Source organism: Neorhizobium sp. SHOUNA12A (genome assembly GCF_023006505.1).
Taxonomy (GTDB): Bacteria; Pseudomonadota; Alphaproteobacteria; order Rhizobiales; family Rhizobiaceae; genus Neorhizobium.
This window is the reverse complement of record NZ_JALBGV010000039.1, coordinates 13,969-39,903: the sequence shown is the minus strand read 5'-3', so window position 1 is coordinate 39,903 and position 25,935 is coordinate 13,969. Positions and strand designations below refer to the sequence as shown.

The following is a 25,935-nucleotide window of genomic DNA, read 5'->3' as shown; positions in this document are numbered from 1 at the left end:
CTGCTCCGACAAGATTCAACGATCGCACCGGCCACCGAAGTCAACATCCGACATGGCGTCGCAGCAATATGCCAACCTCACCGCGTTGATTGCGGCCATAGAGGAGGCAACCAAGCACATCTCCTCCGAGCAGCCCACGGAGGTGGCCGATCTCTTTTCCGGAAAGCATGAGAATATGATCGGCACCGGCGGGCAATTTTTCTCGACCGGTGTCTTTGCCTTCGCCTATTCCCTCTGCGACAGCATCAATGACTGGCCCAATCTGGCCAAATGGGCCCGCGATCCCGAGGTCTCCATCGACATTCTTCTCAAGCTTCTGAAGGACCTTGCTCAGCAGAACATCAACTATCAGGGCTACAACAAATTCGGCAGCATTCAGACCTTCGGTCAGTCTGTGATTGACTTGTCGCATGCTGAACCGGGCAACAGAGAGGAGATCACTCGGGCCATCTCCGCATTCGCCCGACACTACAACATGTTTCATCAATGGATGCACCAGGCCTTTCCCTGGAATGTCGGAACGCAGCCGGAATTCCAGTATCCAAACCTCACGGATGCCGAACCCGTCGAACCGGACCCTTCACGCCGTGTCAAGATTGAGGACGGCCGCGTTATCGAGCTGTCGTACATCAAGATGTATCCGGACGCGCCGGCTGAGAACCTGCCGACGTTGAAAGCGGTGCTCGCAGTCAACGAAAACCCAGAGCTCGCCCAGGAATGGATCGACTACCTCACGAACTATGATGAGATGGCTGTGCTCATGAACGCTGCTATGGTCAGCGGCGGATCCATTTACGGATGGGCTCCCATCCTCAGCAGAGCTGCGATCCAGCAAAAGGAGCGACAATGCGATGCCCCGATCGGCCGCATTCGCTATTCCCCCCTGACAGGCAACAAGATTATCATTCAGGATGGTCCTGTGACCGAGGGCATTGAGACCCCGGTGCTAGGCGAGGTTCTTCCGGAAAGTCTCAACGACCTGGACGTTGTTTCCAAGGCCATTCGCGACAACACATTTGCCAAGAATACGCAGAAGGCGCATATCTGGGTCGTCATCACTCTCGCCTAAACGGCAAGAGCAAACGTCGGATCGAATTCAACATCAGGCATGGCTATTGCCCGCAAGGAGCTCAACCTCCTTGAGCGATTTCCTTATAAAACCGGATACAACATCCAGGAAATTCTCAACAATCAAACAGACGGTACACAACTACCGCACAAAAATACTGTTTAGCAAACATGTTGAATGGCTTTGCCATAGCAAGTATCAGCAGATATGAACGATAAAGCACGATGTTCTCTGCAGCGGTTTCGCAATTCCCTCGTAAACACCATGACCAATTTTTGAAATTTCAATCACGTGACATGTCGGGCATCCATATATTGAGATCGAACCATTGTCAGGATAACCTAACCTAAGATTAATCCCTCATATTGCGCCGTTTACAGGTCGATATATCCTGCCAAACAGGCGTCACGCGAAATGCGCGATAGAAAATACCAACAAATGGGTTCGCCACTACCTGCCGCCAATCAGGACATCCGCCGAACTGAACGACACGGGAAACAACACAAGCAGCGGGAGGAGAACATAAATCGATATGACGACCAGATAGGCCGGCTCGGCGAGCAACCAGCAAAAACGCGATACTGCTGGAAAGCTCAAGCGCGCCTTTGCATCGTCACCCAGGATCGCCTGCTTGTGCCGCAGTGATGAATATTGCGCCGATCGCTGTAATCATTGCGACTGGGATGCCGATGCAGAGACTGCGTCTCATCATGTTTACCCCTCTTTTTGTCATGTTCTTTGCCTCTCTGAGAAACCACCTCAAGACGATCCTTCGGCGGGAAGTACGGCGACGGAAGCAGGCGCCCATCTTGCGATGACGGATTTGCCGGGGCCAAGATCCCCGGCAATCTCATTTCCACGCACGATCGTGGCGAGCAAGGACTGCCCGTCGGGAAGTGTTAATGTCACGCGCCAGCCGGCGCCGAGATAGGTGACGTCGCGAATGTTCGCCGGAACTTCAAAGACGTTTTCGGCAGTTGAGGCTGCCGCTGAATGAACGGAGACATTTTCTGGACGCACGACGATATCGAACCGCCCCACGCGGCGGACGGCAACGCCTGGCGCGGGCCGGTAATCTCGTAGCCGCGACCACCATCGATCGATTTCACCCGCAGAATCGAGCACTCCCCCAGAAACCGGGCGACGAAGTGATCGGATGGTGAAGCGTAGATATTTTCCGGGTCGGCCACTTGCAGAAGCTGGCTATGAGCCATGACCCCTATCGGGTCTGCCATACCCATGGCTTCGGATTGATCATGCGTCACATAGATAACCGTGAGGCCGAGCTCACCTTGAATCCGTTTCAGTTCCAGCTGCATCTGGTCTCGAAGCCGTCTGTCGAGGGCGCCAAGCGCCTCGTCCATGAGCAGCAGGCTCGGGCCGAAGACAAGCGATCGAGCAAGAGCCACGCGCTGCTGCTGGCCACCCGACAACTGGGAAGGATAGGAAGTGCCACGTTCGGTCAGATTGACGAGGCTCAGCGCTGCCTTCACTCGCTCTTCGCGATCCGGGCGCCCGACGCCGCGCATCTTTAGGGGATAAGCGACGTTTTCGGCTGCGGTGAGATGCGGGAAGAGCGCATAGTTCTGAGACACAACCCCGATCTGACGCCGATGTGGCGGCACCTCGGCAACCGACGTGCCCGACATGAGAACCCGGCCTTCGGTCGGCCTGTCGAACCCGGCAAGTAGCATGAGAAGCGTTGTCTTACCTGAACCGCTTGAGCCGAGCAGCGCGAAGAACTCCCCTGTCGCGATATCAAGACTGACATCATTGACCGCAGTGACCGCCCCGTATCGCCGGGCGACGCCCTGAAATGAAACGGCTGGAAGCAGTTTGTCCTTCATTAAACAGCCCTACCAAGCTCGAAAGGGGTGAGCAATTCACAACCGGTTTCGGTCACGAGGACCGTATCGCCAAAGCGTGCCCCACCCACGCCGTCCACGTAAATTCCCGGCTCAACCGTAAGAACCCTGCTGGGTTCAAGCACGGTCGGGGAGCCGGCCTTGAGCTCATGCCGTCCCAACGCGAATATCCGATCGACCGGCCCGTCAGGTGCAGGACCGGGCTCTCCCAACCGCTGCGATCAATCACTTCCATGGCAGCGGCATGGACATCGCCAGCCGTGACGCCTGGGCGCACCTTCGCCCAATGCGGCTTCCTGTGCCTCCCTCGCCAGATCGATCACTTTGCGCATTTCCGGGGCTGGTTCGTCGGAGCCGATTTTGACCGGCCGGTCAAAACCGATCAGATGTCCGTAGAAACCCGTGCTGCACCGGCAGATCTGCACGATGTCGCCCTCCCACATCTTGCGGGCGGCCCCTGCCGCATCGCATCGCGCCGTGCGTTCGGAACCGCTTCCCGTCATGTGCAGGCCGTGCGCCAGTGGAGACTGCTCTCCGTTTTCGCCCCATAGCTCGGCAGCACGCTCGGTGCCTGCAAAGGAAGCAAGAGCCACCTTCCACTCCGGAACACCAGGTGCGATGGCGTCACGGCTGGCTTCAAACTGACGGGTTGTCACAACATAGCAGCACAATCGAATGGCGTTGATCGCCGCAGCATCCTTGATTGTAAGCAGATCACGAAGCAGCGGCCCCGCATCCTTGACCCGGTGGGTCCCGAGCACCTGCCTGACCAGCTCGATATTGGCTCCGCTGGCGCCGTTGAAGTCGATACCAATGGTTCTGGCGTCGCGCGCCGTCTCCTGAAGATATTTGGCAAGTGCATCCTGATGCGTCATCGGACCTGGCACAGGCTCTGCCCACTCAACCCATCTGGTGACCACCGGCGTATTGCATCGGGCTCTGATCTCTTTCTTTTCGCTGCCGTGTGACACGAAACTGGGCGCCCCAACCTGCGGGAGGATGAGCCAGATCGGACGCGTGACCGGCAGGCCGTGGAGACCGGTAATGAAGCGAAGAATGTTAGTGCCTGCCTGCGCGAGAACATCGAGACAGTGTTCCCTCATGCCCGTCTGAGCGCGCTTGACGCGTTTGCCGTAGTCGGCATCCGAAGGGAGATTGATCCTGGGAGTTGCGGGATCCTCGGTCATGTCATTTTCAGTTGCCCATTGTTTGTATTGCCGATGCAATCGATTGGATCGTAAAGATTTATTCGCCGCGCGTCGCAATTTATCTGCGTCGAAGCCAAGAATATGCTCGTTTTGACCCGGATACGGGTCTTCGACATCCAGTGGATTCATCTTGATTTTGATCGCCTGCTCACGCAACGCGACCATTCCCGCCCATCCGTCTATCGGGTCGATCCGGGGGAAACGCTCCCGACCAGCGCCGGGCCAACGGTTTGCATTGTCGAACGCCTCAAACGATCGTCGCGACGCTATCTCGCAGTATCAGCCGGTGGTCGAGCACGACCTTGCTGGATGAGGGTGCGTCCTTGTAGACCTGCCGGAACAGCGCTTCCGCGCCTCTACGACCCATTTCGAAACGGGGGACCGATACCGTTGACAATGGCGGAGACATGAGCGGCGTCAGTTTCAGATCATCGAAACCGAAGAATGATATGTCTCGCGGGATGATCTGATCGGCTTGCCGAGCTGCGGCCATCGCTCCGATCGCCAGTTCGTCGGTGGCGCAGAAAACTGCTGTAGGTCGATCACCCTCGTTGAGTATGGATTTCATGATGTGGAAGCCGGAATCCGCGTCATCGTTGAACGAGTCGGTTGCGCGCATCCTGGCGAGCTCCGCAAGGCCGTTTTCCCGCATGAAATCGGCATAGGCGCCCCTTCGATCACGGTAAGTCTCGGAGTAGTTTGGTCCGCCGATATAGACAATTCGCCGGTGCCCCCTCTGATGAAGGTGCTGCATGACCTGCCTCGTTGCAGCGCAATTGTCGATCGTTACGCAGGTTACCCCTTCGTGGGGGACGGCCCGGGATATCGCCAGCACCTTCCGTTCGAAGCCCGGCATGCTAAGGACTGGCTTGGGAATGCTGCCCGTAACGGTGATGATGCCGTCGACCACCCCCGTCAACAATTGCTTTGCGAGTTGGGCTTCCCTTTTCGCTTGTCGCAGTGTAACCCCCAGCAGAACGTTTATGCCACGCTCGGCCAGAGTTTCAACGATACCCTGAACGACATCCGAGTAAAACGGTGCGGCGATATCGGACACAATCACCAGTATCTGGTTTGCGCGACCACCCCGCAGATGCCGAGCGGTCTCATTCACAACGTATCCCGTCTCGTGGACGATCTTGTCGATCAGGGCCCTTGTCTCTTTGGTGACGCGCGGACTTCCTGCCAAGGCTCGGCTGACTGTCGAGGTATCGACGCCAGCGAGGCGCGCGATCTCAGCCATCGTCGGGCGTCGTCCAGAGACAGGCAGTTCGGCATTATCGTCCATCGATGAAGGCGGCATGGTCATCCAAAACAAGCGCGTCTCAAGACCCTGGCACCAACTGATGGCGGGGGCTTTTAAGTACCAGTTGAATAAATTACCTACAATGCTTGCTATCGATCATCAAGCCGGCATTCACGCCATTTGCCAACAATGCAATCGGTTGTATCGGCGATTCAACCGATTGCCTTCAGAGCAGGCGGTGCCAGCGCCTCGATCTCGCACAAACCCACAAACATACAAATTTAGGGATCAGCAAACAAATGAATTCCACATGCCTATATATCCTGCAAAAAGCTATAAGCCGCATTTCGAAGGTCGTGATCCTGGAAATTTAGTCATGTCACCTCACAAAATTCATGGATGGATTAAAACTCATTGTGCAAATAAACTAATTGCGTTGATGATTGCTAATGACCACTAATATTGACTGCCTTTCCTGTTGAAGGTGCGGCTATCTCCATTTTTTCATCCTCCTGTTGAAGGTCGGATCTTTTTGTCAATGAAACAAAACCGAAGGAAAACCTCAAAGCTCTTTAAAGCAATGGGCGGAAATTTCAGATGTACGCGCTAACGTCTGCGAGAGGGACTTCCCACTTAGCCTGAGCTTCAATTCCCTCGCACAAAGCGACGGTGCGGTGGCCACCGTTCAGAGGCGCCCCCGCCTTGTAAAATTGAACCTTACCGGTTCCAAGCGAGATGTCTCTGACGATATCGGTGGTTGGTCCCCCGCCACGAGCCGAGGCGGCAACCATCCATCGCTTTTCGGCGGCGAAAGCCAGAGCTTTCATGGCGCCGGTGACGGTACCGGCTTGACCGGGCTTGAACAGGAAGCCGCCAATAGCATTGCGCTGGAAAGCCTCTTCCATGCGCCCGATGTTCGTGACAGTGAGATCGTCGCCGATAATGACGGTATTGGGGATCTCCCTGCGAGCCATGGCAAAACTGTCGAAATCGTTCTCGTCAAACAGGTCTTCCATGAAGACGAAGGGGAACTTATCCGCGAGCCCTTTGTAATAAGGGATCAATTCCGCGGCAGAAAGACGCTTGCCGTTCCATGGATAAGCGCCGTCCTTGAAGACATCGCTGGCAGCGCAGTCGAAGGCGAATGCAACCTGATCCGTGCACCCGAGTTTATCGACAGCCTCTTGCATGAGGCCGAAAACCACGTGCGGGTCAGGCGAAGGCGCGCTGTATCCTCCAGAAGCGCCCACCGACGGCTTTTTCCCCAGATGAAGCTCAATGACCTTTCCGAGTTGCCGATGGATATCCACGCCCATCTGCACGGCATGGGCGTAGTTGGAGGCGCCGTGAGGCACGATGATGTGTTCGTAGATCAGATCATCGCGGCCGCCACCGCGTACTCCGTTGACGATGTTGAAAATGGGGATGGGCAAGGAAACGGGACGACCGCCTGCGGCGAATTCATAAAGATCCATCTCCATGCTTGCCGCCGCGCAACGATAGACGGCGGCCGAGATCGAGCCGATCGCGTTACCTCCGAGCTTGCTCAAGTCGGAAGTTCCATCGAGATCGAGCATTGTCTGGTCGATGCCGGCCTGGTCAAAGACGTTCATTCCCATCAGGGCCGACGTGAGTATGGTCTCGATATTTTGGACAGCCTTGCGAACGCCGAGCCCGTTATATCTCGCTGGGTCACCATCCCGGAGGACGGAAGGCTCGTAGGCGCCGACAGTCGTACCGGTGGGCGCGGCCTCGGTGGCCTTCGCTCCTCTCTCCGTCGTAATCGTGACCTGGACGATGGGGCGGCCCGCGCTGTCGATGACTTCGAGAGGCTTGATCGACGCAATGCGCTGGGCGGAAAGATTGATGACCTTCCAGCCGGCAATGGTTTTCTTGAAGTACAGAAGCTGAGCATTGCCGAAATCCTCCCGATGGGTGACGTTGGTTTCAAAAAGGCCGATGAGCAGGCGGTTGATATCTCCGTGCGCGCAAAGAAGCATGTTCTCCTTCGTGAAGTGATGCATCGCGTTGGCAATTTGAAAGGAGAAATTCTCCCTTTCCTGGGTGGTGGGGAGGTCCTTGGTATACAAGTCGGCAGGCGGCTTTCTTCCTCCGTAGATCCCGTAGTCGCGCTCCTTGAAGCCGTCTTCGACGATGATGTTGAGTCGCTTTCGTTCGTTGACGATGTCCGCCGTCTCCTTAGCGCGCAGGAATGGAGAAACGACGATGCCGGCAATCTGCAGGCCCTCGACAACGGGGCGAGCCGCAAGGGCCTGCTCCCTTCCCGTGCCATCGAGCGAGACATCCGTGTGGCCCTGCGCCAATCCCCGGGCATTCAACTCCGTCTGTCCATGGCGCAGAGAGAAAAAGCTCTTGAGGTTCGTGGGAAGAGCCGCCCGCGCGGCACCAAAATAGTCCTCGCGGTAGATATCCCAGGAGGGAGCCATCTTCGATGACCTGGGATATGGTGCAGAAGAGGGTCTTGTGTTTTGGATTTGGTGCAGATCAGGGCTTTGTGTTTTGGATACGGAAAAGTTTGTGAATTGGGCCTGAAGAAGAGATTGAGGATGAGGGAGGGAGGGGATAATTTATACCCGTCGCTTGCCTCGAGGCCGCGTCGCCTCTGCAACGTAACCAATGGCGGCTGGGGCTGCCACGTCATCGATGACGTGGCGCTAGCGTATCCACTCGCTCAGCCACCCGGTTTGGGGATGAGGTGCTGCAAAGCCGTCAGCTGGTGCTCCAACACGACTTCGGCCGCATCATCGCGCCAATACCGCGTTAGCATCGAACGGCGTGAGGGAAAGCCAGCCAGTTCCTCGTTCAGGAATACATGCAAAACATGGGCCGGAAGAGACCGACTTCGCTTTAATAGCCTCACGAATTCCCTGACATCACTTATCCGAACGGTACACGCAAGAAATTGGCAGACATATCATATTCATTCTGCTTACTGGCCCTTTGCGGCAATGTACTAACGAGCGACAAAAACATCATGAATACCTCAGATTTTTTTGGGCTTTTGTTGTTTTCAATGTGCAAAATCCATCCTCAAATGAAATCCTGACGCAACCCTCCTGTTGACCCGCATTTGATTGCGTGTACCAGCTGTGACCCTGGCAAACGCCAAGCCAATTCAATCAATCTGATTGGACCCGGTGAGAGCAGCAAGCTCCCGTATCTGCTCCAAAAACGACACCGGAATAGCGCCGTCGTCCTCGAATTTGGAGGCAAACTCCTCCAAGGCAGGGAACACATGGGTCTTTGATAACTCATCCAGCATTGCGCCCGCCTCGGGATCATCCGCGTCATCAGCATCGACCCAGATGAGGCCGGGCAGCGAAAACGCGTCCTTCTCGTCTCCGCACAGGCCTTCATCGCCCTCGTCGGTTTCATCGAGTGGCGGAAAGGAAATGAGTGGCGCAGAAACGTGGCGGACGTCAGCTGCGACACGGCCAGTCTCGTCGAGCTCATCTCCCGGGCTGGAAGCGGTCGGGTCTTCATCGCCCCCGATAGGAACGCAGCAGCGGATCATTCGCTTGGCCGCCGTCGCGATGAGACGTTGGACGAAGATAATGCTTGGAGCCACGGCAAGGCCCAGCACGCAGACGAATACGGCATTGCAGTGAGCCATGACAGCCGCGAACCCCGGCTCCCTGTCGTAGATGTCGCGGCGCCCGGTGGCGCGAACTTCGTGGATCATGCGGGCGGCAAAGAAGAACACCGAGCCGAAACGGCTGAGGATCAACACGAGGAGGCGATACTGCATCTGCTCGGCCGTGAGTTTAGGGTTCTTGACACCGAGCCCAATCTCGATGACGATCGTCATCAGAATAGCAACGTTGTCGGAGAGAGCTTTGACGTTTCCGACAGCAGCGGCGACCAGAATGGCGCCCGTTGCTAAGGCAAAGATAAGGCTCGGTGCCTTCGCGATCGCCTCCCGCAGCAACATCTTGAAGAATTCCGTCCAGGTGCCGGAGTTCGGATCGATTTCAAGAAGCAGCAGGTCGGCTAGGGTGTCAACCTCGATCTCGGCTTCCTTGGCGGTAGCAGCTGCTCTATTGCCGGGCCGGTTGGTTGAACCCACTGCAAGCGTATCTGCAGATTTCGTAGAGAAAGCCTGCAGGCTATCGATTATCGACTTCAGAATAGCAGCATCCGCCTCGCTAGGGCCATTGCTTCGCGAGCGCTCAAACTTATAGGCACGCTCTTCGAAAGTGTTCTGCATGTTCCTCATATAGTAGCCGAGGATTGGGACCAGATTGGCCATGGTCGAAACGACCATGGTCGTCTTGTCCGCAACGATCTCCACGCCAGCTAGCGTGAGGATTTCCATGGCATAGGAGACGACAGCCATGCCACAATGGGTATACTGAATCTTCCATCCCTGGTGGATTGCCCCGGCTTCGTTATACATGAGGTTTCCCAGAAGCCTGATGGCGCCGATGCACAAGGCAGACCAGCTTCCGATCTTCCAGGCCTTTTCCTGTGCCCCCCACTGAAGCCATGCGGCCCCAGTAAAGAAACCCATGCCAGCAAGGGTCTGGACGAGTTTCATGGCGGCAGGGTCTTTGTGCAGGAGACGTCCAATCCTGGTCAAGACGCGGCGCTGTTTTTTCATGAGCAGCTTACGCTGGCGCTCCGACAAAGAAGGGAGCCCATTCTCGCACAGGTCCTTCAGCTTGTGACAGGCGGCTAGACCATTCGCCGTGACGCCGTCATAACCAGCATAGGCCTGCATGGTTTGGACACTGTCTCCCGAGGCTTCGCTGGCGGTGACCTTGGCGAGGTCGAGCAGATCGTTTCTGCCGGCATCATCCGCGGGAATACCCATCGCCTCCATGAAACCGGCGACATTTCCGGGCAGGAGCTCGGCGCCCGCGAGAACCTTGTCGCCGCCAACAGCGACCACGCTCGAGGCGAATTTCACCAGCAGATACTGCTTGAGGCGGGTGGCTTGCTCGGAAGCAGCGGAAGCGGCGGCGGCGGAAGCGCGAATCATTTTGAAGGTGGATGTCCGGAAGCACCTGATGGACGTGAATGTTCGAAAGCGTTTGAATGTGTTTAGTGAGTTTGGCAGTGAGTTTGGCAGTGAGTTATTTGTTTCGCATCGAAAGGCGGGAAACCGGGACATTTTATCCTTCCTCTGGTCCAAATTTCCCCATGACGGCAGCTTCTGCTTGCCACGTCAGCAAAATCGAACAACCAGGTTTTCGGGCAAGGACGGTGTGGGTGACGTGGCTTTACACGTCAGCATGTCTCTTATTCGCAAGCGTGACGATTTCGACCATTGGCGTTCCAACAGAATGACGTGGCGTGGCGCGCGAGAAAGGCGGGATGACGGGTCCAAATGACGAATGCCTCGCAACGCTCGCAGCTAAAAAATATAAAAGTAGCCTATACGACCAAAACCTGAGCGAAAATCAACAACCACATCACAGACAAAAAATCGACCAGACGTTTATCGCTGCACTAAACGCCAATTCAAAACTCTAACGCAATCGAGTTCAATGGCCGCTTCCAACTCTTTCCTGCCTTCACAGGCGGATTATGAGGCCCGCATCGACCGCGCCAAGGCTGCGATGAATGAAAAGGGCGTCGATGTTCTTGCACTGGCCGGCGCCGACATTCTTCGCTTCTTTACGGGCCTGCATGGGCTGCCAGTTACGCGGCCGATCTGGCTGATCCTTACACAGAACGGCTTACTCGGTTTCGTCTCGCCCAGCAGCGAGGTCAAGGAAATCGGGGCCCGATGCAATACGCCGGTGGTCTCCCACTGGGTTGACGGCCAAACGCATCAGCGTGCGCTCGGTGAATATCTGACCAAGATCGCCCCGGAGGCCAACAAAATCGGTATTGATTACAGCGGCATCAACGGCACGAACCTTGTGCTGGTATGGGACGAGCTGGGTTCCGAGCGCGTCACGGATGTTGCTCCAATGTTGCGCGATCACCTGCTGGCCGTGAAGGATCAGGCGGGACTCACCGTCATTCGGCTCAGCTGTCAGGCCGTCGCCGAGACATTCAAAGCCAGCCGCGACGCGAGCATGCCCGGCGTTCCCGAATGGAAAGTCACGCTTGCTTCGTTTGTGGCGGGCACTGAAAAGACGGCCGAAATCTGGAGCGGAAACGAAGAACAGTCGCCTCTGTACCACGGCCTGCACATGACGGGAAGCGGGCCCGAGCGCACGGCGCGATGCCATGCCGCCGGAGCCGGCCGCATCATCGAGGACGGCGACATTGTGCAGATCTGCCGTTGCAGCACGGGTGTCTTCGGGCATCTGATCTGCTTCGACCGCCCGATCAAGGCAGGTAAGAAGGAGTTGTCGCCGGAGTTGCGCAAGATCATCGATTGCGCCCACGAGGCGCAGAAGGCCGCGATAGCTGCCATCCGCCCCGGTGTAACGGGCCACGACGTTGAGGCAGCGGCCATGGAGGTCATCGAGCGCGGCGGTTTTAAGAATGCCACTCTGCACCGTACCGGCCGTGCCCTCGGCTATTCCGGCTGGGACGGACACGAGCTCAAAGCAGGTTCGACCCACATGTTGCGCGCCGGAGAAGTCTACAGCATCGAGCCCGGCATCTATGTCGATGGCGTCGGCGGCGCTCGCTTCGGAGATACGGGCCTCGTGACCGAAGACGGCTGCGAAGTGCTTACCGATTTCGAGCTTGGCAGAAAGATCTGGTAGAAGACCAGTCGCATCTTTCCCCATTCTTTTCTTCTATCCGATATTAAAATCGGAGCCGCGGGTCGAAGCTTCAACACTGGCCCCCCAGCGTAAAACGAGGATCGTTTTCGTCTTTGAATGTAACGGTGCGACCTCGGTATTTCACTCGTTATTATGGAAATACTATAGTCAGAAAATCATGAATACATCATTCGGCTACTTTAGCGTCAATTTATGATAAGAAAAAGAGTGTTCGATGTCATATGCGATACCATGATTTCTCAAGTTTCAGATTTCAGTCACAAACTGGCATTCCGATCCAAGCTTGATCAGATAATGACAAACTCCATCTGTATATATCCTACCAAACCATCCTCATGCGCCATGGCAAAAAATGCGGGTTTTCAAATCAACGGCGCGCTGTTTCGATATATCCGAGCTGAGTATAAATGTATCAGATGATTAACAAGTGAACTTCTGCCTAAACAAACATACAAACAACACACCGGCATACTTCCCGCAATATGTGTTGCAAGGCTTGAGATCACCACCGCAATTCACTTTATGGCAAAGCACGAAATTGGCAGAAATGTCATTTATTTGATCTGCTAGCTAGGGGGCTGGGGCAGGAATTGAAAACTGCAATCAGGCAGGACTAGGGTACCATCGCTTTTGGTGTTTCAATATTTTTCGGTTTGTTGAAATGGTCAATAAAGGCGCAAACTTTTCGTCGCGGGGCGCAATTCGGTCAGGCGAATTTGTTGTCATACTCGTCGAAGATAAAACCCTGGTTCTTCGGCATGTTGAATTACCGGACAAGGATGTCGCCTTCAGGTCATCAGACGGAAGCGGGCAACATGACGGGCTGGTTGATGTAATTGACGAGGCCCATGATATAAAACAAACTCTGGTTGCAAGGATTATCGCGTACGTCCTGGTCGATTTCTTCGCCTGCGCAGGCGAGCGCCAATACAATGGCATTGTCACGTTGAGCAATGGTCATCCCTTCGCCCCGCATCAGAGCTCCTATCCAAAATGGTGCTGGGCGGCCGCAGGTAGGGAGCCAGCAAAACTGGACGTAATGCTGGTCACACAGCAAAATATTGAGCCGGTTGCAAACGCATCCTGCACAAATCCTGCGACAATATTGTTGTTGAGACCTCCGACGATTTCAACGACGATTATCTTTTCGGGCCATCCCTCATGATACTCAGCGATATAGCTGCGAATCCCGGCTAGATCTTGCATTTCCCCAAAATATCGAACTTTCGGTACCGCTGCCATTCCGCCGGTCGTAGGTTGGATTATGTCGCTCGAACGCGGTTTTTAGGACGGTTGCGCCGGAAATCGAGTAATTGACCTGGCAAATCCTGGAACGAAAGAAGGGTCAACCGCCCAGCCTTTATAGATGTACCGCTTGTCCCGCCACGTCATCAAAATCCCGGCCAGGTCATCGCACCACCGGTCGCCGTGCCACGTCATCCGCCACGTCAGCGCCGCGTCATCGAGGCCTGACCTTATAACGCAATTATAAGAGCCATCCACCCCACCTTTCCTTCGCCGCATGCAACAATTCGCAAAACCAGAGCCCGCAAAACCGATCCTGCACACCTCTGCCTTCAGACAAAACCAGCAAACCGGACAACCGCCAACGATGGAGGCTCACTCATCGACCGAGGGAAGCGCGAAGAGTAGGATCAATCTCCTCATTCTGGGTGGCGGGCCTATCGCGCAGGCGTTCACGATCCGATGCGGGAACCAAGGCATCAAAACCACGCTATGCGGGCCTGGCGATTGCCACGACCTGCCCGGCATCCAAGCTGGCAAGATCAAGACAAAGGGAACGCTCGTTACGGGTCGCTATAGCGACAACTTCATCCGCTCCTTTCCGGTCAGCGTCTCATTGGACATTGCCCATGCCATCAGCGCCGCCAACTATATCCTGATCATCATGACGCTACCTGCTCGCCACCAGTTCCTCAAGCAGCTCGGCGAAACGTACGACTTCACGGGAAAAGTCCTGGGCTCCACGAACGGCGCCGAAGACGCCCCTCTCATCGTCAAATACACCAATGCGTCTTACGGCGTCGGCTTTGCCTGCCACCCCATCATCGCTACGATCGAGGACGGGATGCTCTATGTCCAGGATCAACCCGCGTCGATCCCGACCACGGTCGTTGCGACCACCAAGGAGGGAACGCATCCGGACCGTGACGGCGTGCTGGAAGATCTCAAGACCATCCTCACCATGCATCTTCTTTTCATGCAGCCTTGGGAGGCTTTCAGTCGTGACCCAACCCTGGATCTCTACGGCGTACCTGCCATAGTCATGTGGAATGAGATCAACGCGGGTTCGAACGAGCCGTTCGTTCACCACATGAACAACATCGAAAACGCCTTCCTACGGAACGCCCTTCATAGTGACAAGTGGGCAATCAACAAGGCACTCGGTTGGTCTGTCCCCGAGACATTCACCATTCTCAACGGCAAGCATCGCACAGACCACGAGACGCTGTTTGATTGCCTGAATGATCGCGACATCGTTCGCAGCCTGATGACCAGCGACGCACCGGAGCCGGGCAATCATAGAGACTTTAAGCACGCGCGGTCGGCACGCCTGTGGAAAAAGCTCGGCAGGTGGCTTGGTATCCCCACACCGGCCATCGACCGCTTGTTTGCAGATGCCTTCACTCACGGTGTTGACCTTTGGGAAGGAGAGGACCTCTTCGACAAGCTAGGCATTAAAGATCTCAGGGATTTCGCGGCGTGTTATTCCAACCCCGATGGCGCAGCCGGCTCCGTCGAGACGTAGGTCGCCGACAAGCATCCAGAGGAGATTGGAAATCGGGTTCAATGGACAAAAGGGTGAATAGTTTTCGTTCTCGCCATCTCATCGGCCAAGGATCGCATCCAACATGCAATTTTCCGATGATTGAAAGGCCCAACTTTAGAGCATGTCATTCAACATGCGGCTCTCAGATATCTTCATGATGCTTCAATAAAAACCCTGCTCAGTAGCCATTCCATCTTTTCCATTTAAATTGACCGTTTCGAATTTATCGGGAAGAACAGTCTAAACTGTCTGTAGCCAAAATTCTTTCTAAAAACACAACAGATACTCGCATCGTGGGAAGTACGGTGTTTACAGCTCTATATATCCCGCCAAGCAGCAAACGATGCCCGGCTACAGAGACCATCAGGACGCGGCCGATCGCTCGTCTCGAGATAAAACGCCCGAAATCGCCACGGCTTTCAACCGACGAAAGCCAACGACATCGTCCAAACCCAAAACATTCCCTCCCCGCATTTATTGCCAATGTATTTCATCCGTAACAGCCACCTCCCAGATCACCTATTCGCGCCCCGCCATTACAATTGCAACGCCCGTAAACGTTGACAACTTCGTACGAGCTATCAAAATACGAAGCGTTACCACGCAAGATATTTCGAAAACGACAAAGCTATTAGATGAAAATACGATTTCGAATGGAATAAAATTATGTCTTTTCTTCAAAGAAGGCCAAATAAGAATTACTCTACTTATATGAGAGCGGTGTCGGCAAGCGCCGTTACAGCTCTTCTGCTTGGACATGCGAATATGGCACAAGCGGGTGTATTTGAAGAATTTGAAAATGGTAGTGTAGTCGAAATGGATGGCGGCGTAGTCTCCACCGCGCCGCCATCTGCCAGGGTCAGTTATCAACCTGACCCTGGCACTAGGATCGCCAAGCCTGAGCTCAATCCAGATTACTTGGCCGACATCTCGCGGAAAAAGCCTCGCTTGCGGCCCGCCTGGACCGCATCGGTCGTTTTGGACACAATCCCGCCTCCGCGCGCCGTCATACAGCCACCCTCTGCGGAGCTTCCAATTGCCTCACCGGCTCTTCCGCAAGGCTTGCGCTTGCCACCACCAAGGCAACTGTCGATGAGCCTGACCGAGCAGCAGCTGGCCGTCCGCCGCATGGCTGTTGAAGTGGGCCTTAAGTACGGCCAGGCGCCAGGAGTGATCCGCGCCAAGCTCAATCCCCAGCAGTTCGCCGCCCTTTTCACCACTATGATTCACCGCGAGAGCAATTTCGATCCGACGGCGGTTTCATCCGCCGGCGCCGGGGGCCTTGGTCAGCTTATGCCCGGGACGGCACACGATCTCGGTGTCGAGGATGTGTTTTCGGCCCAGGAAAATCTTGACGGCGCCGCTCGCTACCTAACGTCGATGCTGGACAAATTCGGCCTGCCTGAACTGGCACTCGCCGCCTATAATGCCGGGCCGGGCGCCGTCGAAAAATACGGCGGCATTCCCCCATATCAGGAAACTCAACAGTATGTCGCCGACATCTTGAATGCGGTCGGCCGCACACCCCGTTTTGCGGAGAACAAACCCTTCGGCAGACGCTATTCAGCACCTTCGACCTAATTCCTCGAGCAACAGAATGCCTGACAATGCAGGCTGGCTGCTCCGCGAATACCTAAAACTCTCTACTTTGAGCAACTATGATGGGGTCAAAATGAACTTTTTCCGAGATTATTTCCGCGATATCGATCTTCCGAAGCTGCTGTTTGCGGTCGCGATCTTCATCTTCATGTGGGCCGAACCTAGCCTTGCGCAGAATTTCGAGGGCGTGAATACGTTCATGAATAAACTGGTCGGGGCCATCACCGGTCCTATCGGCGCTTCGGTCTCAGCGATCGCCGTGATCGCCATCGGGTTCTCCTTCATGACCGGGCGCATGGACTGGACCTTTGCCGTGTCAGTCGTTCTGGGAATTGCAATCGTCTTTGGCGGTGCGGCGTTTCTGAATGGCATCGGCGTCGCAGGGAACCCTGAAATCGGCGGCGGCGGCTGATCGAGACGGTCGCTGCGATGGTCAACTGTCGAATATCCCAAGCAGGATCAAGCGAAAGGACGCCCAATGAAATACACACCCGTCTTCCTGGGGCTGACCCGCGAGGTGAGCTTCGCTGGTCTGCCTGTCATGTATCTTGTAACGCTCGTCGTCTTCGTCATCCTTGGGTTCATTATCACGAAGTCATTCGCTTATCTGATTATAGCGAGCGCCGTTGGCTATGTGACGCTGCGGGGCCTGGCAGCCTATGATCCCAAAATCATTCGCGTTTTCGTGACCACGATGCAGAGAACGCGCATGAGCCCATCGCTGCTCCGCGGTGAAGGCGTGGTGTATCGTGCTTGAAGCCCCAATCACCCATGCAACGCGAAGCGTCAGGGACAAGCACCTCGATAGCGGTCAGCTGCTTGTCAGCGGCTTGCCCTATCTCAGCGTCATCGACGATACGACCCTCTTGCTACGTGACGGCGACCTGATGGCTTCCTTCATTGTCGAGGGTATCAATGCCGACACGATCGATAGCCGACAGACCGCCGAGCTCAGCAATGCGATGTCACGATTCATAGCGCAGCAGCGCGCCGATGTCGCCTATTACGTGCATCGCATTTCCATGCGCGCACACCCGGTACTGCCTCCCATCACCAACCATCCTTTCGGTGCGGAGATCGATCGACGCTGGCAGAACTATCTCCAGACGATCGGACTGAGGGACCGCGTTACCATGGTCACACTGGTCGTCAGGCCGCCCCGCAGGATCGCCAGGTTTCTTCAGCTTGTCAGCGGCAAGGACGTCCATAGCCGCGAGGAGATCACTCTACGCGCCACGCGCCTCGATCAGATGATGAAGACCCTGATGGTCAGCCTTGATGAAGCTAAACCATACCGCCTCAGGGTATCGAATGGTCGGTGGCTTGGTTTGCTGCGCAGTTGCATCACAGGCACAATAGCGGATTTGATTCCTGGCCGGAAATTCCTGCCGATTGCCGATATTCTTGCGACCGCGCAAGTCGCCTTCCACGGACGCGTTTTCGAGTGCGAGGGAACCGAGCCTGGACAATACCGCTACGGCACAATCATTTCCGTCAAGGATTATCCGTCGGAAACATATCCGGGCATCCTGGATCGCCTCAACCTGCCATATGATACAATTGTCTCCCAGAGCTTTACCCCGATTGATCCGATTTCCGCGCAGAACAAGATCGCGCGTGTGCGCAAGCAGATGCAGGCTGCCGAAGATGCAGCGGTCTCGCTGATGGCGCAGCTGGAAGAAGCAGAGGATGATGTCGCATCAGGCCGAATGAGCTTTGGCGACCATCATTGCAGTATCGCGGTTTTCTGCGACAGCCTGAAGGAGCTGGAAGAGGCGATGACCTTCGTGACGCGGGCCATGCACGACGCCGGTGCCGCAATCGTACGGGAGAGTTTTGCCGCGCGCGCCGTCTATTTCGCCCAACATCCGGGTAACTTTTCCTATCGCACCCGTCCTGCAATGATCTCGTCGCAGAACTTCGCGGAATTATGCGCCATGCACGGATCGCCAAAAGGCCATCCTATCGAAAAATGCCCCTGGGGCGAAGCGGTAACGATCGTCCCTACAGCCCGCGGGGAAACCTTCCGTTTCAATTTTCACCTGCCTGGAAAGCCAGGGCAACGAACCGTCGGCCATACCCTGGTTCTAGGCCAAACGGGATCCGGCAAGACGCTCGGCACTGCCTTCCTAATCGCTCAGGCGCAGCGACTGGATGCCCGTATCATCCTGTTCGACAAGGACAACGGTTTCGAAATGGCGGTGCGGGCGATGGGTGGGCGTTATTCTTCCGTACGCATGGGAATAGACACCGGCTTCAACCCGATGCGCGCCGAGGCTGACGCGCGCGGCGTCGCGTGGCTCACGGACTGGATCGCGGCACTGGCAAACCATGACGGGCCAAAACTTTCCCCACTGCAACTCCAATCCGTGATCGACGCAGTTCAGTCCAATATGACAGCGGACGGCCGCCTGCAGAATTTCGAGCATTTTCGCAGCCAGCTGCGATCAACCGATGACGGCGGCGATCTTTACGCCCGTCTCGGTCGCTGGGACGAGATGGGCCAATTCGGCTGGCTGTTTAATGGCAAGGAGCGAGATCCGCTCGCCTTCGACAGCCGCCTGACGGCGTTCGATCTGACGGAGATCTTCGACAATGACATCGTTCGAACAGCCTGGCTGAGCTACGTGTTCCGCCGGGTAGAACGGCTGGTGGAGGATGAGCATCCGACGCTTCTGATCATGGATGAGGCCTGGAAACTGCTTGACGATCCTTATTTCGAGGCGCGACTCAAGGACTGGATGTTGACGATGCGCAAAAAGAACGTCGCTGTCGTCCTGCTCACCCAACGCGTCTCGCATATCAAGAACAGCCGTGCGGGTGATGCGATCCTGGAAAGCGCCGTGACCCGCCTCGTTTATCCAAGCGCCTACAATACGCAGGCGGAACTGGAACCGCTAAACCTGACGCCGATAGAAACCGAGTTCCTGCAGATCAGCAATGTCGATAACCACCTCGCCCTCCTGAAGTCGGGTGATGACAGTGTGGTCCTGGATATGGATCTTGGCGCGCTCGGCGCCGGCCTTGGCATTTTGGGAGGCGGGCGCGGCGAAAAGGCTCCCGCCGGCTGGCGCGACCGGCCCGATTTTCAGATGGAGATGCTTCAATGAGAGCGAGATGGATCGTATTCGCATTGGCGCTGGCGGGCCTCACGTCCTGCCAGTCGGTGCCAGCGGAACGAAAGAATAACTGCGCATGCCTGTGGGAAAGACCCACCGGCTTCGTCGATATCCTGAAAGGAGTAAGCACGTGAACCGCATCCTAACGCTCGCACTTCTATGCAGCATTGCGCTTTTCGATCCGACGGATCGGTTTATCACGGCCGCACAAGCGCAAAGCTCGATTAAGCCTTCGATTATCCCATTGTCTGAACCTGATATCGGAACACTTCCGTCCAAGCCATCCGGCGCGCAATCGGCCCATGACCAGGCGTCGATCGAACAGTTGATGAAAGCCGTGGAGCTGTCGCGTGTCATCGGTGGTGGGATTACCCAGATGCTCGGAGCGATCATCGGGACCAAAGCGGTTCCGCTTCATAACGATCCATCCGAAAAAGCCGCTCGAGACGGAGGGGCAGGCCTGAAAGCAATGGTCGATTCCTTCATGGCAGGAAAATTCGACGGCCCGGAAGGCATCAAAAATTCCGCCAACGACTTCCAAAAAGCTTACTCCCTTGGGGGGGGGGCCAGCGGGCCGAACGGCGAGGTACCACAAGCCGCTGCCCAAGCCATCGTCTCCGCGGCCGTAGCAGAGGAAGGGTATAAGCGAAGCAATCTCAGCATGAACCGGCTTGATGATTATTTGAAAACGCTCGAAGCAAGCCAGGATCTCAAAACCAGTATCGACCTCAATACACGCGTCGTGCTCGAACTAACTCAACAGGTCAACGAAACTGCACGCCTACAGGCGACGACGGCCTCTCTTCTAAGCGTGTTCTTGATCAAATTGAGCGGTGGCAGCGCCGGTAATTACAAGGGAATTAAAGAAATTATAGAGAAATACAGGTAGTATTCCAATGGCTCTGATCGCGGATGTCTCCAATTACATCGACGAAATTGTTGCTGGCTATGCGTCAGCCATTTCTAATACGGTTGCAACTCCTTTACTTGGTGTCCTACAGGCAACAGCTATTGCTGCCTTGATGCTTATGGCAATCAACCATGTAGCGCAGCTCAAGGCGGTAAGCTATTCTCAGTATTTTCACTGGTTCATCAGGTATTTAATAATTTATGCGTTCATACAGTATTGGGCAAACATCGAGTTATTTTACGATGCAATTCATAGCGTCCAGAAAGATTACAGTCTGGCGCTCATAAAAGCCAGCCTCAACCAACACCTCCCTTTCGACGTAAAGCCTGGGTCACCTTTTGATTTAAGTAACGTGACAGATAGCAGTCAAGCTGCCGATAGATATTTCGAGTGCGTAAGCGACGTTGCTAGAATGATGTTTGACACTGCAGTGTCCTTCACGATATTCCAAATTGCCGAAATACTTAAGTATTGCCTTCTTGGAACATTCGTATTAATTCTTGGATTTGCATTTAGTGCTATATCTCTAGTGATAATTGTATTTTCAAAAATTGGAATTGCGGTTGCATTGAGCTTGGCGCCACTTGCATTTGTACTTCTAATGATGGAGCAAACTAGAAGTTACTTTGAGAGTTGGGTGAAATTCTTGGTAGGTTTCTTTATTATTCAGATATTAATCTCATCGCTGATGGGGCTAATGCTGTTTGCAGCTATCCGAATGCTGGCAGATTTTATCGACAAATTACACGCTTGGTATAAAGGCATCTTCGGACCTGCTGGAGAGTGGTGGAGGGTATTTGAGTCACCTCCGTTTGCCGACTATTCAATACCTTTCGTCATGCTGGCTCTAGGAAGTCTCATTTTTGTTTCACAGATTCCGACGATGGCCAGCACTTTGGCCGCAGCCTCCGTCGCAACGGCAGGCGCCAGCCTAGCCAGCTCGCAGCGCCTGATGAATGGTGCCAATCGGATGGGCCGCACCGCCCAGCGCGGTCGCGACGCGCTCGGAGCGGCAAATGTGGCTCGCAAGGCAGGCGGCGGCATCGGCGGCATGACAACAGCCGCGATCGGTAGCATGCGGCAGAGTGCCGGAGCTCGCCAGGGCAGGCGCGACGACCGTATGACAGGCCGAATGCAGGGCGAAAACGAGAGAATTGCGGCCGTGCGCGAAAAGCAATACGCGCGTCCAGAGGCAAGCCGTCCAAGCGGCGCAGGCGCCAATAAACCAAGCGGCGCAGGCGCGGGTGGTCCAGGCGCCCAGAGCCCAACCACCAGAAATCCAGGCGGAAATAACGGAAGCGGTAACACTCCCTAAAGATAACGGATATTCCCATGAACATGCATTATCTAAAACGATATTTTATCAGTGGGCATCACCTCGAAGCGGCCGCCGCTCCCCCGATTCACCATGCTTTCGAGGATGAACTCTTCTTCACCCTACGCCAGCAACGTAACAATTGGGCCAGGATTGCGGTCGGGTCGGTGATTGCGGCCGTGCTTTCCCTCGGATGCCTCATCGCAATCCTCCCCCTCGACGAGACAAAGCCCTATGTCATCATGGTGGACAAGACCACCGGCCAGGCGGAAAAGATAGTTCAGGTTCGGCCGGCAACACTCGATCAACAGGATGCCGTGCGACAGGCAGAACTCGTTTCCTACGTCGTCGATCGGGAAACCTACGATCCGGCTGACAATCCCATACGCATTCCGGATGTTCTGACCCGCTCGACGGATACCGCCGCCAGTACGCTGACGCAGCTCTGGAGCTCGAACTCGCCGCAATATCCCCCTTCCGTCTACGGTCCGGATGTACGCGTACGTGTGGTTGTAAAGTCGATCTCTTTCAACCCGTCAGTCCGCAATGCTCCAGATGTAGCCCGGCTGAGGATCACGAAAATTCGTGAGGAAAAAGGGCAAGCGGCCGCGGAGCGCAGCTTCATCGTGACGGTCGCCTACGCCTTCCGGCCCAAGGAAAATGCCACGCTTGCCGCCGTATGGAGCAATCCCCTTGGCTTCATGGTCCTTTCTTACCGCATCGATGCGGAAACCGCCAAATAGATTTCATGACAGGAACAATATCATGATATTAAATCGAAATATTTTATTCCTTCTCGCCTTCTGCAGCGCAACCCCCGCTTTTTCCGCCTCCCCTTCACCGCAAGTCCAGGCTCCTGCGGAAAGTCCTTCTGATCCACGTATCAAGACCTTCGCCTATAACGAAACCAACGTCTACAGGCTGGACCTTTATCTGAAATCGGTCACCTCCCTGCAGTTTTCCGAAAGCGAGGAGGTACAGTCGATCCTGATCGGAGACAGTTCATCATGGGAGGTTGTCAAGTTGAAGAGCGGCAATGTTGTCAGCCTCAAGGCTATCGTTCCTTCGGCAGCCACCAACATGACGATCTATACCACCACCCGTGTCTACACGTTTGATCTGCGTTCGATGGGAGAGCAGCCGCCAGGTGGTGAGAGGAGTGCGGTGCTGCGCACCGTCTTCACCTATCCCGAGGAAAAATCCGCCAAGCAGCAGCCTCTGGAGGCTGTAGAAGGCCGGCGGGTCAATTCCGACTATATGGTATCCGGCAGAGCCCGCTTTCGGCCTGGCTGGGTCCAGGACAACGGGCGTCAGACGACGTTCTTCCTGCCTGCCAATGCGCCTCGGCCGGCGATTTTCAAGGTGGGCCGCGACAAGAAGGAAGCGCTCGTCAATTCGCGGACGAACGGCAATACGGTCATCGTCGATGGCACAAGCGATTACTGGGTTCTGCGGATCGGAGACGAGTCCGTCTGCATTGGGGCCAAAGCTGCAGTCTCGGAGAAACGCGGCCTCTTTAGCCGATGGGAGGTCGCGCATGCAGGACGATGACGCCGGTGGGTTTGAGCACCACGAAGAACCCAAGGCCAGCCCTCAGCCACTTTCCGACCGTGAAGTGCTCCTGCAAGCGCGGCGAGCCCGCCAAAAAGGTTCCGCTGGCAAAGGACTTTCCAATAGGCGGGTTTTGACGGCGGCCCTTATGGCGGGCTGCGCCGGGGGCCTTTTCATCCTTGTTGGCCCAGCAAAAGCATGGAGGATGTTCGGCACGGCCGACGGTGATGCGCAAAAGACGTCCCAGATAAGCTTGAAGGTCGATAATGAAAACGGCCAGCACTCGCCGCTTGATTTCACCGTTCCAGCCGCCAAGCCCGACAATACCCTGAACGAACAGATCAAGGCGCTTCAGGATCAGGTTGCCAGCCTTAAGAACGGCAAGACAGGCATGTCCAACGCCGAGATGCAAAAAATGCTCGAGGCCTATAACAACACCATGGCACAGAAGCTGGAGGCGGAGCGCAAGGCCATGGCCGAGAACAATGCCCGCCTGCAGGAGGAAGCGGAGAGAGCCAGAGTGGCCACACGGCGCGCCGAGGAGGCGGCAAGGCGGCAGGCAGACGCACAGAGAAACAGCGAACAGCTGGATAAGAAGCAGCGGGAATCGAATTCTGTCCTGATTGACAACTCGCAAAGCCAAGCCGAGGCCGCGAATGCAAATCCATTCGCCGAGGAAACCGACAAAAACCGGCGTTTCCTAAAAGCCAATGCTTCCAGCGTCGTGCAAACCTCCATTTCGCAACGATTGCCGGACCCCTCGCGCATGGTCGTACAAGGGACGATCATCTCCGCCGTGCTTGAAACCGCCATCGATACCGCGTTGCCCGGCAGCCTTCGAGCGCAGGTCATGGAACCGGTTTATTCCTTCGACGGCTCGCGGGTCATGATGCCGCAAGGCACGATTCTGATCGGCGAGTTCAACAACGATGTCGAATTTGCCCAAAGACGCGTGATGATCGCTTGGAACCGAGCCATCACCCCGGAAGGCAAATCCATCGCGCTGGGTTCGATCGGCACCGACACGCTTGGCCGATCTGGAACAGAGGGCAATGTCGACAACCGCTATGGCACGAAGTTTGGAGCCGCGGCACTGATCAGCGCGATCACCGCAATACCGACGATCATCGCGTCGCAAACCGATAGCCGAGGCAGAGGCTCTCAGGGCGCCACGGTAAACGTTAACACCGGCGGCCAGGTCGCCAATGATATCGGCGGCAATGTCGGGGATCAAACGAACGCCGCGCTTGGTAAATATCTCTCCCTTGGGCCGATTATTCGCATTCCTCAGGGAGAAGAAATACGTATCTTCGTCAACCGAGACCTGGTGTTCAGATGAACCATCACTCCCATCCTGATCATCAGAACCATCATGAGCGCCATAGCCATTCTGGCCCCTCTCACAAAGAAATTTCCTACGTCGAACAATATCTGGAGCCGCTTAGAAGCTATCTCACCGACGATCGCGTCAATGAACTGGTGATCAACCCGAACGGCTCGATCTTCATCGAGCTGTCAGGTGCAGAACATATGCACGAGATAGGAGTGACCTTGCCGTCACAAGCGATCAAGCGCCTCGGCGCCCAGCTTGCCGGCGAGACGCGCAACACGCTTGGGGTGCTCACTCCGATCGTGTCCGGCCGCGTCAATGTCTGGGGAAAACCACAACGTGTCCAGGTCGTGGTCGAACCAGCGACCGAAAACGGAATATCGTTGTCCATCCGCAAATACCTCGCGCGGGCGCTCGCCAGCCAGGATATCGTTTTCGTCGAAGGCACCCAGATCCATGTCGACGACGAGCGGCGCGACCGGCACCGCGCGATCGCCGAGATGGCGGAAAAAGGAGATCTGCAAGGTCTTTTCCGCCGCGCGGTCGATGAAAAGTTCAACGTCCTGATCTCCGGTGGGACTTCATCCGGCAAGACGACCGTGGCTCGATCGCTGATCGAGATGATGAATGTCAACGAACGGTTGATCACCATAGAAGACGCGCAAGAACTGTTTCCCCCGCACCGCAACCAGGTGGGCCTGATTTCGGACCGTAAGGAGAATTCGCCGCGCATGCCCTCCAAGCTTCTGGAAAGCTGCCTGCGCATGCGTCCCGACCGGATCATTCTCGGCGAGATCCGCGGCGTCGAGGCCTATGATTTCCTTGAAGCGATCAATACCGGTCACCCGGGCGCAATTACCACCATCCATGCGGACAGCCCCGCGCTTGCCTTCGACCGGCTGGCCTTGATGGTGATGCGGTCCGGCGTGAGGCTTTCGCACAGGGACATCATCACATATGCAAAGCGCACCATCGACCTCGTGATCCAGGTCGGCCGGCGCAACGGTCGTCGCGGCGTTCTTGAAATCTATCTGCCGTCGCAGGAGATGGATCGGTAGGGGTCGGCACGCGCTCCATGAGGGCGCCCGCTAAAAGCCTGTTGGAGGTAACAGGGTTCCTGTTTGGCTCGATGCATGATTTCATAACCACTCACCCAATAACCCCTTTGAGGCGCTTGAACATCATCACGAGATCTTGGCCCGAATTACGGTCCTACGTTCCC

Annotated in this window: 22 protein-coding genes and 1 pseudogene; 16 read left to right on the top strand and 7 right to left on the bottom strand. The window is 55.7% G+C overall.

Annotation, left to right across the window (positions count from 1 at the left end; all coding sequences use genetic code 11):
- Positions 1-52: 52 nt before the first annotated feature.
- Positions 53-1,069: a hypothetical protein gene (locus MOV63_RS18090; RefSeq protein ID WP_247035414.1), complete on the top strand. Its 1,017-nt coding sequence runs from the start codon at positions 53-55 to the stop codon at positions 1,067-1,069.
- Between the two features lie 759 nt (positions 1,070-1,828).
- On the opposite strand, the gene MOV63_RS33055 is transcribed toward MOV63_RS18090, so the two are convergent.
- The 5 genes and pseudogenes from MOV63_RS33055 to MOV63_RS18075 all read right to left on the bottom strand — a co-directional run bounded on the left by MOV63_RS33055 (position 1,829) and on the right by MOV63_RS18075 (position 5,385).
- Positions 1,829-2,089: a TOBE domain-containing protein gene (locus tag MOV63_RS33055; protein WP_366518560.1), complete on the bottom strand. Its 261-nt coding sequence runs from the start codon at positions 2,087-2,089 to the stop codon at positions 1,829-1,831.
- The gene (locus tag MOV63_RS18085) at positions 1,975-2,916 is read right to left on the bottom strand and encodes an ATP-binding cassette domain-containing protein (protein WP_247035412.1); all 942 of its coding nucleotides are present in this window, start codon (positions 2,914-2,916) and stop codon (positions 1,975-1,977) included. The genes MOV63_RS33055 and MOV63_RS18085 overlap by 115 nt, the downstream gene beginning before the upstream one ends.
- A complete protein-coding gene (locus MOV63_RS33050) occupies positions 2,916-3,095 on the bottom strand; it encodes a M24 family metallopeptidase (RefSeq protein WP_405029350.1) in 180 nt (59 codons plus the stop codon). Before MOV63_RS33050 ends, MOV63_RS18085 begins: the two co-directional genes overlap by 1 nt.
- Before the next feature lie 564 nt (positions 3,096-3,659).
- Positions 3,660-4,121, bottom strand: a pseudogene (locus MOV63_RS33045) (aminopeptidase P family N-terminal domain-containing protein); the annotation flags it as partial.
- Between the two features lie 268 nt (positions 4,122-4,389).
- The gene (locus MOV63_RS18075) at positions 4,390-5,385 is read right to left on the bottom strand and encodes a LacI family DNA-binding transcriptional regulator (RefSeq protein WP_247035407.1); all 996 of its coding nucleotides are present in this window, start codon (positions 5,383-5,385) and stop codon (positions 4,390-4,392) included.
- 58 nt (positions 5,386-5,443) lie between these two features.
- On the opposite strand from MOV63_RS18075, the gene MOV63_RS18070 reads away from it, so the two are divergent.
- Positions 5,444-5,848, top strand: coding sequence for a hypothetical protein (locus tag MOV63_RS18070; RefSeq protein WP_247035405.1), 405 nt, complete (start codon positions 5,444-5,446; stop codon positions 5,846-5,848).
- Positions 5,849-5,981: 133 nt separating this feature from the next.
- Here the strand turns inward: MOV63_RS18070 and MOV63_RS18065 are convergent, their stop codons facing one another.
- The gene (locus tag MOV63_RS18065; protein ID WP_247035403.1) at positions 5,982-7,835 is read right to left on the bottom strand and encodes a histidine phosphatase family protein; all 1,854 of its coding nucleotides are present in this window, start codon (positions 7,833-7,835) and stop codon (positions 5,982-5,984) included.
- A gap of 689 nt (positions 7,836-8,524) precedes the next feature.
- On the bottom strand, positions 8,525-10,390 hold the full coding sequence (locus tag MOV63_RS18060) for a hypothetical protein (RefSeq protein WP_247035401.1): 1,866 nt from the start codon (positions 10,388-10,390) through the stop codon (positions 8,525-8,527).
- Between the two features lie 28 nt (positions 10,391-10,418).
- Between MOV63_RS18060 and MOV63_RS18055 the strand changes: the two genes are divergently transcribed.
- From MOV63_RS18055 to virB11, 14 genes are all read left to right on the top strand, one after another.
- Entirely contained in the window at positions 10,419-10,742 is a 324-nt protein-coding gene (locus tag MOV63_RS18055) for a hypothetical protein (protein WP_247035399.1), read from the top strand.
- 156 nt (positions 10,743-10,898) lie between these two features.
- On the top strand, positions 10,899-12,077 hold the full coding sequence (locus MOV63_RS18050; RefSeq protein ID WP_247035397.1) for a Xaa-Pro peptidase family protein: 1,179 nt from the start codon (positions 10,899-10,901) through the stop codon (positions 12,075-12,077).
- 682 nt (positions 12,078-12,759) lie between these two features.
- Positions 12,760-13,263, top strand: a complete 504-nt coding sequence (locus MOV63_RS18045) for a hypothetical protein (protein ID WP_247035395.1) — start codon at positions 12,760-12,762, stop codon at positions 13,261-13,263.
- A gap of 447 nt (positions 13,264-13,710) precedes the next feature.
- Entirely contained in the window at positions 13,711-14,868 is a 1,158-nt protein-coding gene (locus MOV63_RS18040) for a hypothetical protein (protein ID WP_247035390.1), read from the top strand.
- 1,113 nt (positions 14,869-15,981) lie between these two features.
- Positions 15,982-16,470: a lytic transglycosylase domain-containing protein gene (locus MOV63_RS18035; protein WP_247035388.1), complete on the top strand. Its 489-nt coding sequence runs from the start codon at positions 15,982-15,984 to the stop codon at positions 16,468-16,470.
- Positions 16,471-16,486: 16 nt separating this feature from the next.
- Positions 16,487-16,900, top strand: a complete 414-nt coding sequence (locus MOV63_RS18030) for a TrbC/VirB2 family protein (RefSeq protein WP_247035386.1) — start codon at positions 16,487-16,489, stop codon at positions 16,898-16,900.
- Between the two features lie 66 nt (positions 16,901-16,966).
- Positions 16,967-17,245 carry a VirB3 family type IV secretion system protein gene (locus MOV63_RS18025; protein ID WP_247035384.1) on the top strand — a complete coding sequence of 93 codons (279 nt, stop codon included), beginning with the start codon at positions 16,967-16,969 and terminating at the stop codon, positions 17,243-17,245.
- Positions 17,238-19,598, top strand: a complete 2,361-nt coding sequence (locus MOV63_RS18020; RefSeq protein WP_247035378.1) for a DUF87 domain-containing protein — start codon at positions 17,238-17,240, stop codon at positions 19,596-19,598. The genes MOV63_RS18025 and MOV63_RS18020 overlap by 8 nt, the downstream gene beginning before the upstream one ends.
- Before the next feature lie 139 nt (positions 19,599-19,737).
- Entirely contained in the window at positions 19,738-20,496 is a 759-nt protein-coding gene (locus MOV63_RS32835; protein ID WP_247035375.1) for a type IV secretion system protein, read from the top strand.
- A gap of 7 nt (positions 20,497-20,503) precedes the next feature.
- Entirely contained in the window at positions 20,504-21,832 is a 1,329-nt protein-coding gene (locus MOV63_RS18010; RefSeq protein WP_247035374.1) for a type IV secretion system protein, read from the top strand.
- 17 nt (positions 21,833-21,849) lie between these two features.
- Complete coding sequence (locus MOV63_RS18005) at positions 21,850-22,575, top strand: virB8 family protein (RefSeq protein ID WP_247035373.1); 726 nt, start codon at positions 21,850-21,852, stop codon at positions 22,573-22,575.
- A gap of 22 nt (positions 22,576-22,597) precedes the next feature.
- The gene (locus tag MOV63_RS18000) at positions 22,598-23,383 is read left to right on the top strand and encodes a TrbG/VirB9 family P-type conjugative transfer protein (RefSeq protein ID WP_247035372.1); all 786 of its coding nucleotides are present in this window, start codon (positions 22,598-22,600) and stop codon (positions 23,381-23,383) included.
- The gene (locus MOV63_RS17995; RefSeq protein WP_247035371.1) at positions 23,370-24,722 is read left to right on the top strand and encodes a TrbI/VirB10 family protein; all 1,353 of its coding nucleotides are present in this window, start codon (positions 23,370-23,372) and stop codon (positions 24,720-24,722) included. The genes MOV63_RS18000 and MOV63_RS17995 overlap by 14 nt, the downstream gene beginning before the upstream one ends.
- Positions 24,719-25,771: a P-type DNA transfer ATPase VirB11 gene (gene virB11, locus MOV63_RS17990; protein ID WP_247035370.1), complete on the top strand. Its 1,053-nt coding sequence runs from the start codon at positions 24,719-24,721 to the stop codon at positions 25,769-25,771. The genes MOV63_RS17995 and virB11 overlap by 4 nt, the downstream gene beginning before the upstream one ends.
- The last annotated feature ends 164 nt before the right edge of the window (positions 25,772-25,935 follow it).

Coding starts and splice junctions, on each gene's coding strand:
- MOV63_RS18090 (WP_247035414.1), top strand. CDS start 53: ATGGCGTCGCAGCAATATGCCAACCTCACCGCGTTGATTGCGGCCATA.
- MOV63_RS18085 (WP_247035412.1), bottom strand. CDS start 2,916: ATGAAGGACAAACTGCTTCCAGCCGTTTCATTTCAGGGCGTCGCCCGG.
- MOV63_RS18075 (WP_247035407.1), bottom strand. CDS start 5,385: ATGGCTGAGATCGCGCGCCTCGCTGGCGTCGATACCTCGACAGTCAGC.
- MOV63_RS18070 (WP_247035405.1), top strand. CDS start 5,444: ATGGTCATCCAAAACAAGCGCGTCTCAAGACCCTGGCACCAACTGATG.
- MOV63_RS18065 (WP_247035403.1), bottom strand. CDS start 7,835: ATGGCTCCCTCCTGGGATATCTACCGCGAGGACTATTTTGGTGCCGCG.
- MOV63_RS18060 (WP_247035401.1), bottom strand. CDS start 10,390: ATGATTCGCGCTTCCGCCGCCGCCGCTTCCGCTGCTTCCGAGCAAGCC.
- MOV63_RS18055 (WP_247035399.1), top strand. CDS start 10,419: ATGGACGTGAATGTTCGAAAGCGTTTGAATGTGTTTAGTGAGTTTGGC.
- MOV63_RS18050 (WP_247035397.1), top strand. CDS start 10,899: ATGGCCGCTTCCAACTCTTTCCTGCCTTCACAGGCGGATTATGAGGCC.
- MOV63_RS18045 (WP_247035395.1), top strand. CDS start 12,760: ATGGTCAATAAAGGCGCAAACTTTTCGTCGCGGGGCGCAATTCGGTCA.
- MOV63_RS18040 (WP_247035390.1), top strand. CDS start 13,711: ATGGAGGCTCACTCATCGACCGAGGGAAGCGCGAAGAGTAGGATCAAT.
- MOV63_RS18035 (WP_247035388.1), top strand. CDS start 15,982: ATGAGCCTGACCGAGCAGCAGCTGGCCGTCCGCCGCATGGCTGTTGAA.
- MOV63_RS18030 (WP_247035386.1), top strand. CDS start 16,487: ATGCCTGACAATGCAGGCTGGCTGCTCCGCGAATACCTAAAACTCTCT.
- MOV63_RS18025 (WP_247035384.1), top strand. CDS start 16,967: ATGAAATACACACCCGTCTTCCTGGGGCTGACCCGCGAGGTGAGCTTC.
- MOV63_RS18010 (WP_247035374.1), top strand. CDS start 20,504: ATGGCTCTGATCGCGGATGTCTCCAATTACATCGACGAAATTGTTGCT.
- MOV63_RS18005 (WP_247035373.1), top strand. CDS start 21,850: ATGAACATGCATTATCTAAAACGATATTTTATCAGTGGGCATCACCTC.
- MOV63_RS18000 (WP_247035372.1), top strand. CDS start 22,598: ATGATATTAAATCGAAATATTTTATTCCTTCTCGCCTTCTGCAGCGCA.
- MOV63_RS17995 (WP_247035371.1), top strand. CDS start 23,370: ATGCAGGACGATGACGCCGGTGGGTTTGAGCACCACGAAGAACCCAAG.
- virB11 (WP_247035370.1), top strand. CDS start 24,719: ATGAACCATCACTCCCATCCTGATCATCAGAACCATCATGAGCGCCAT.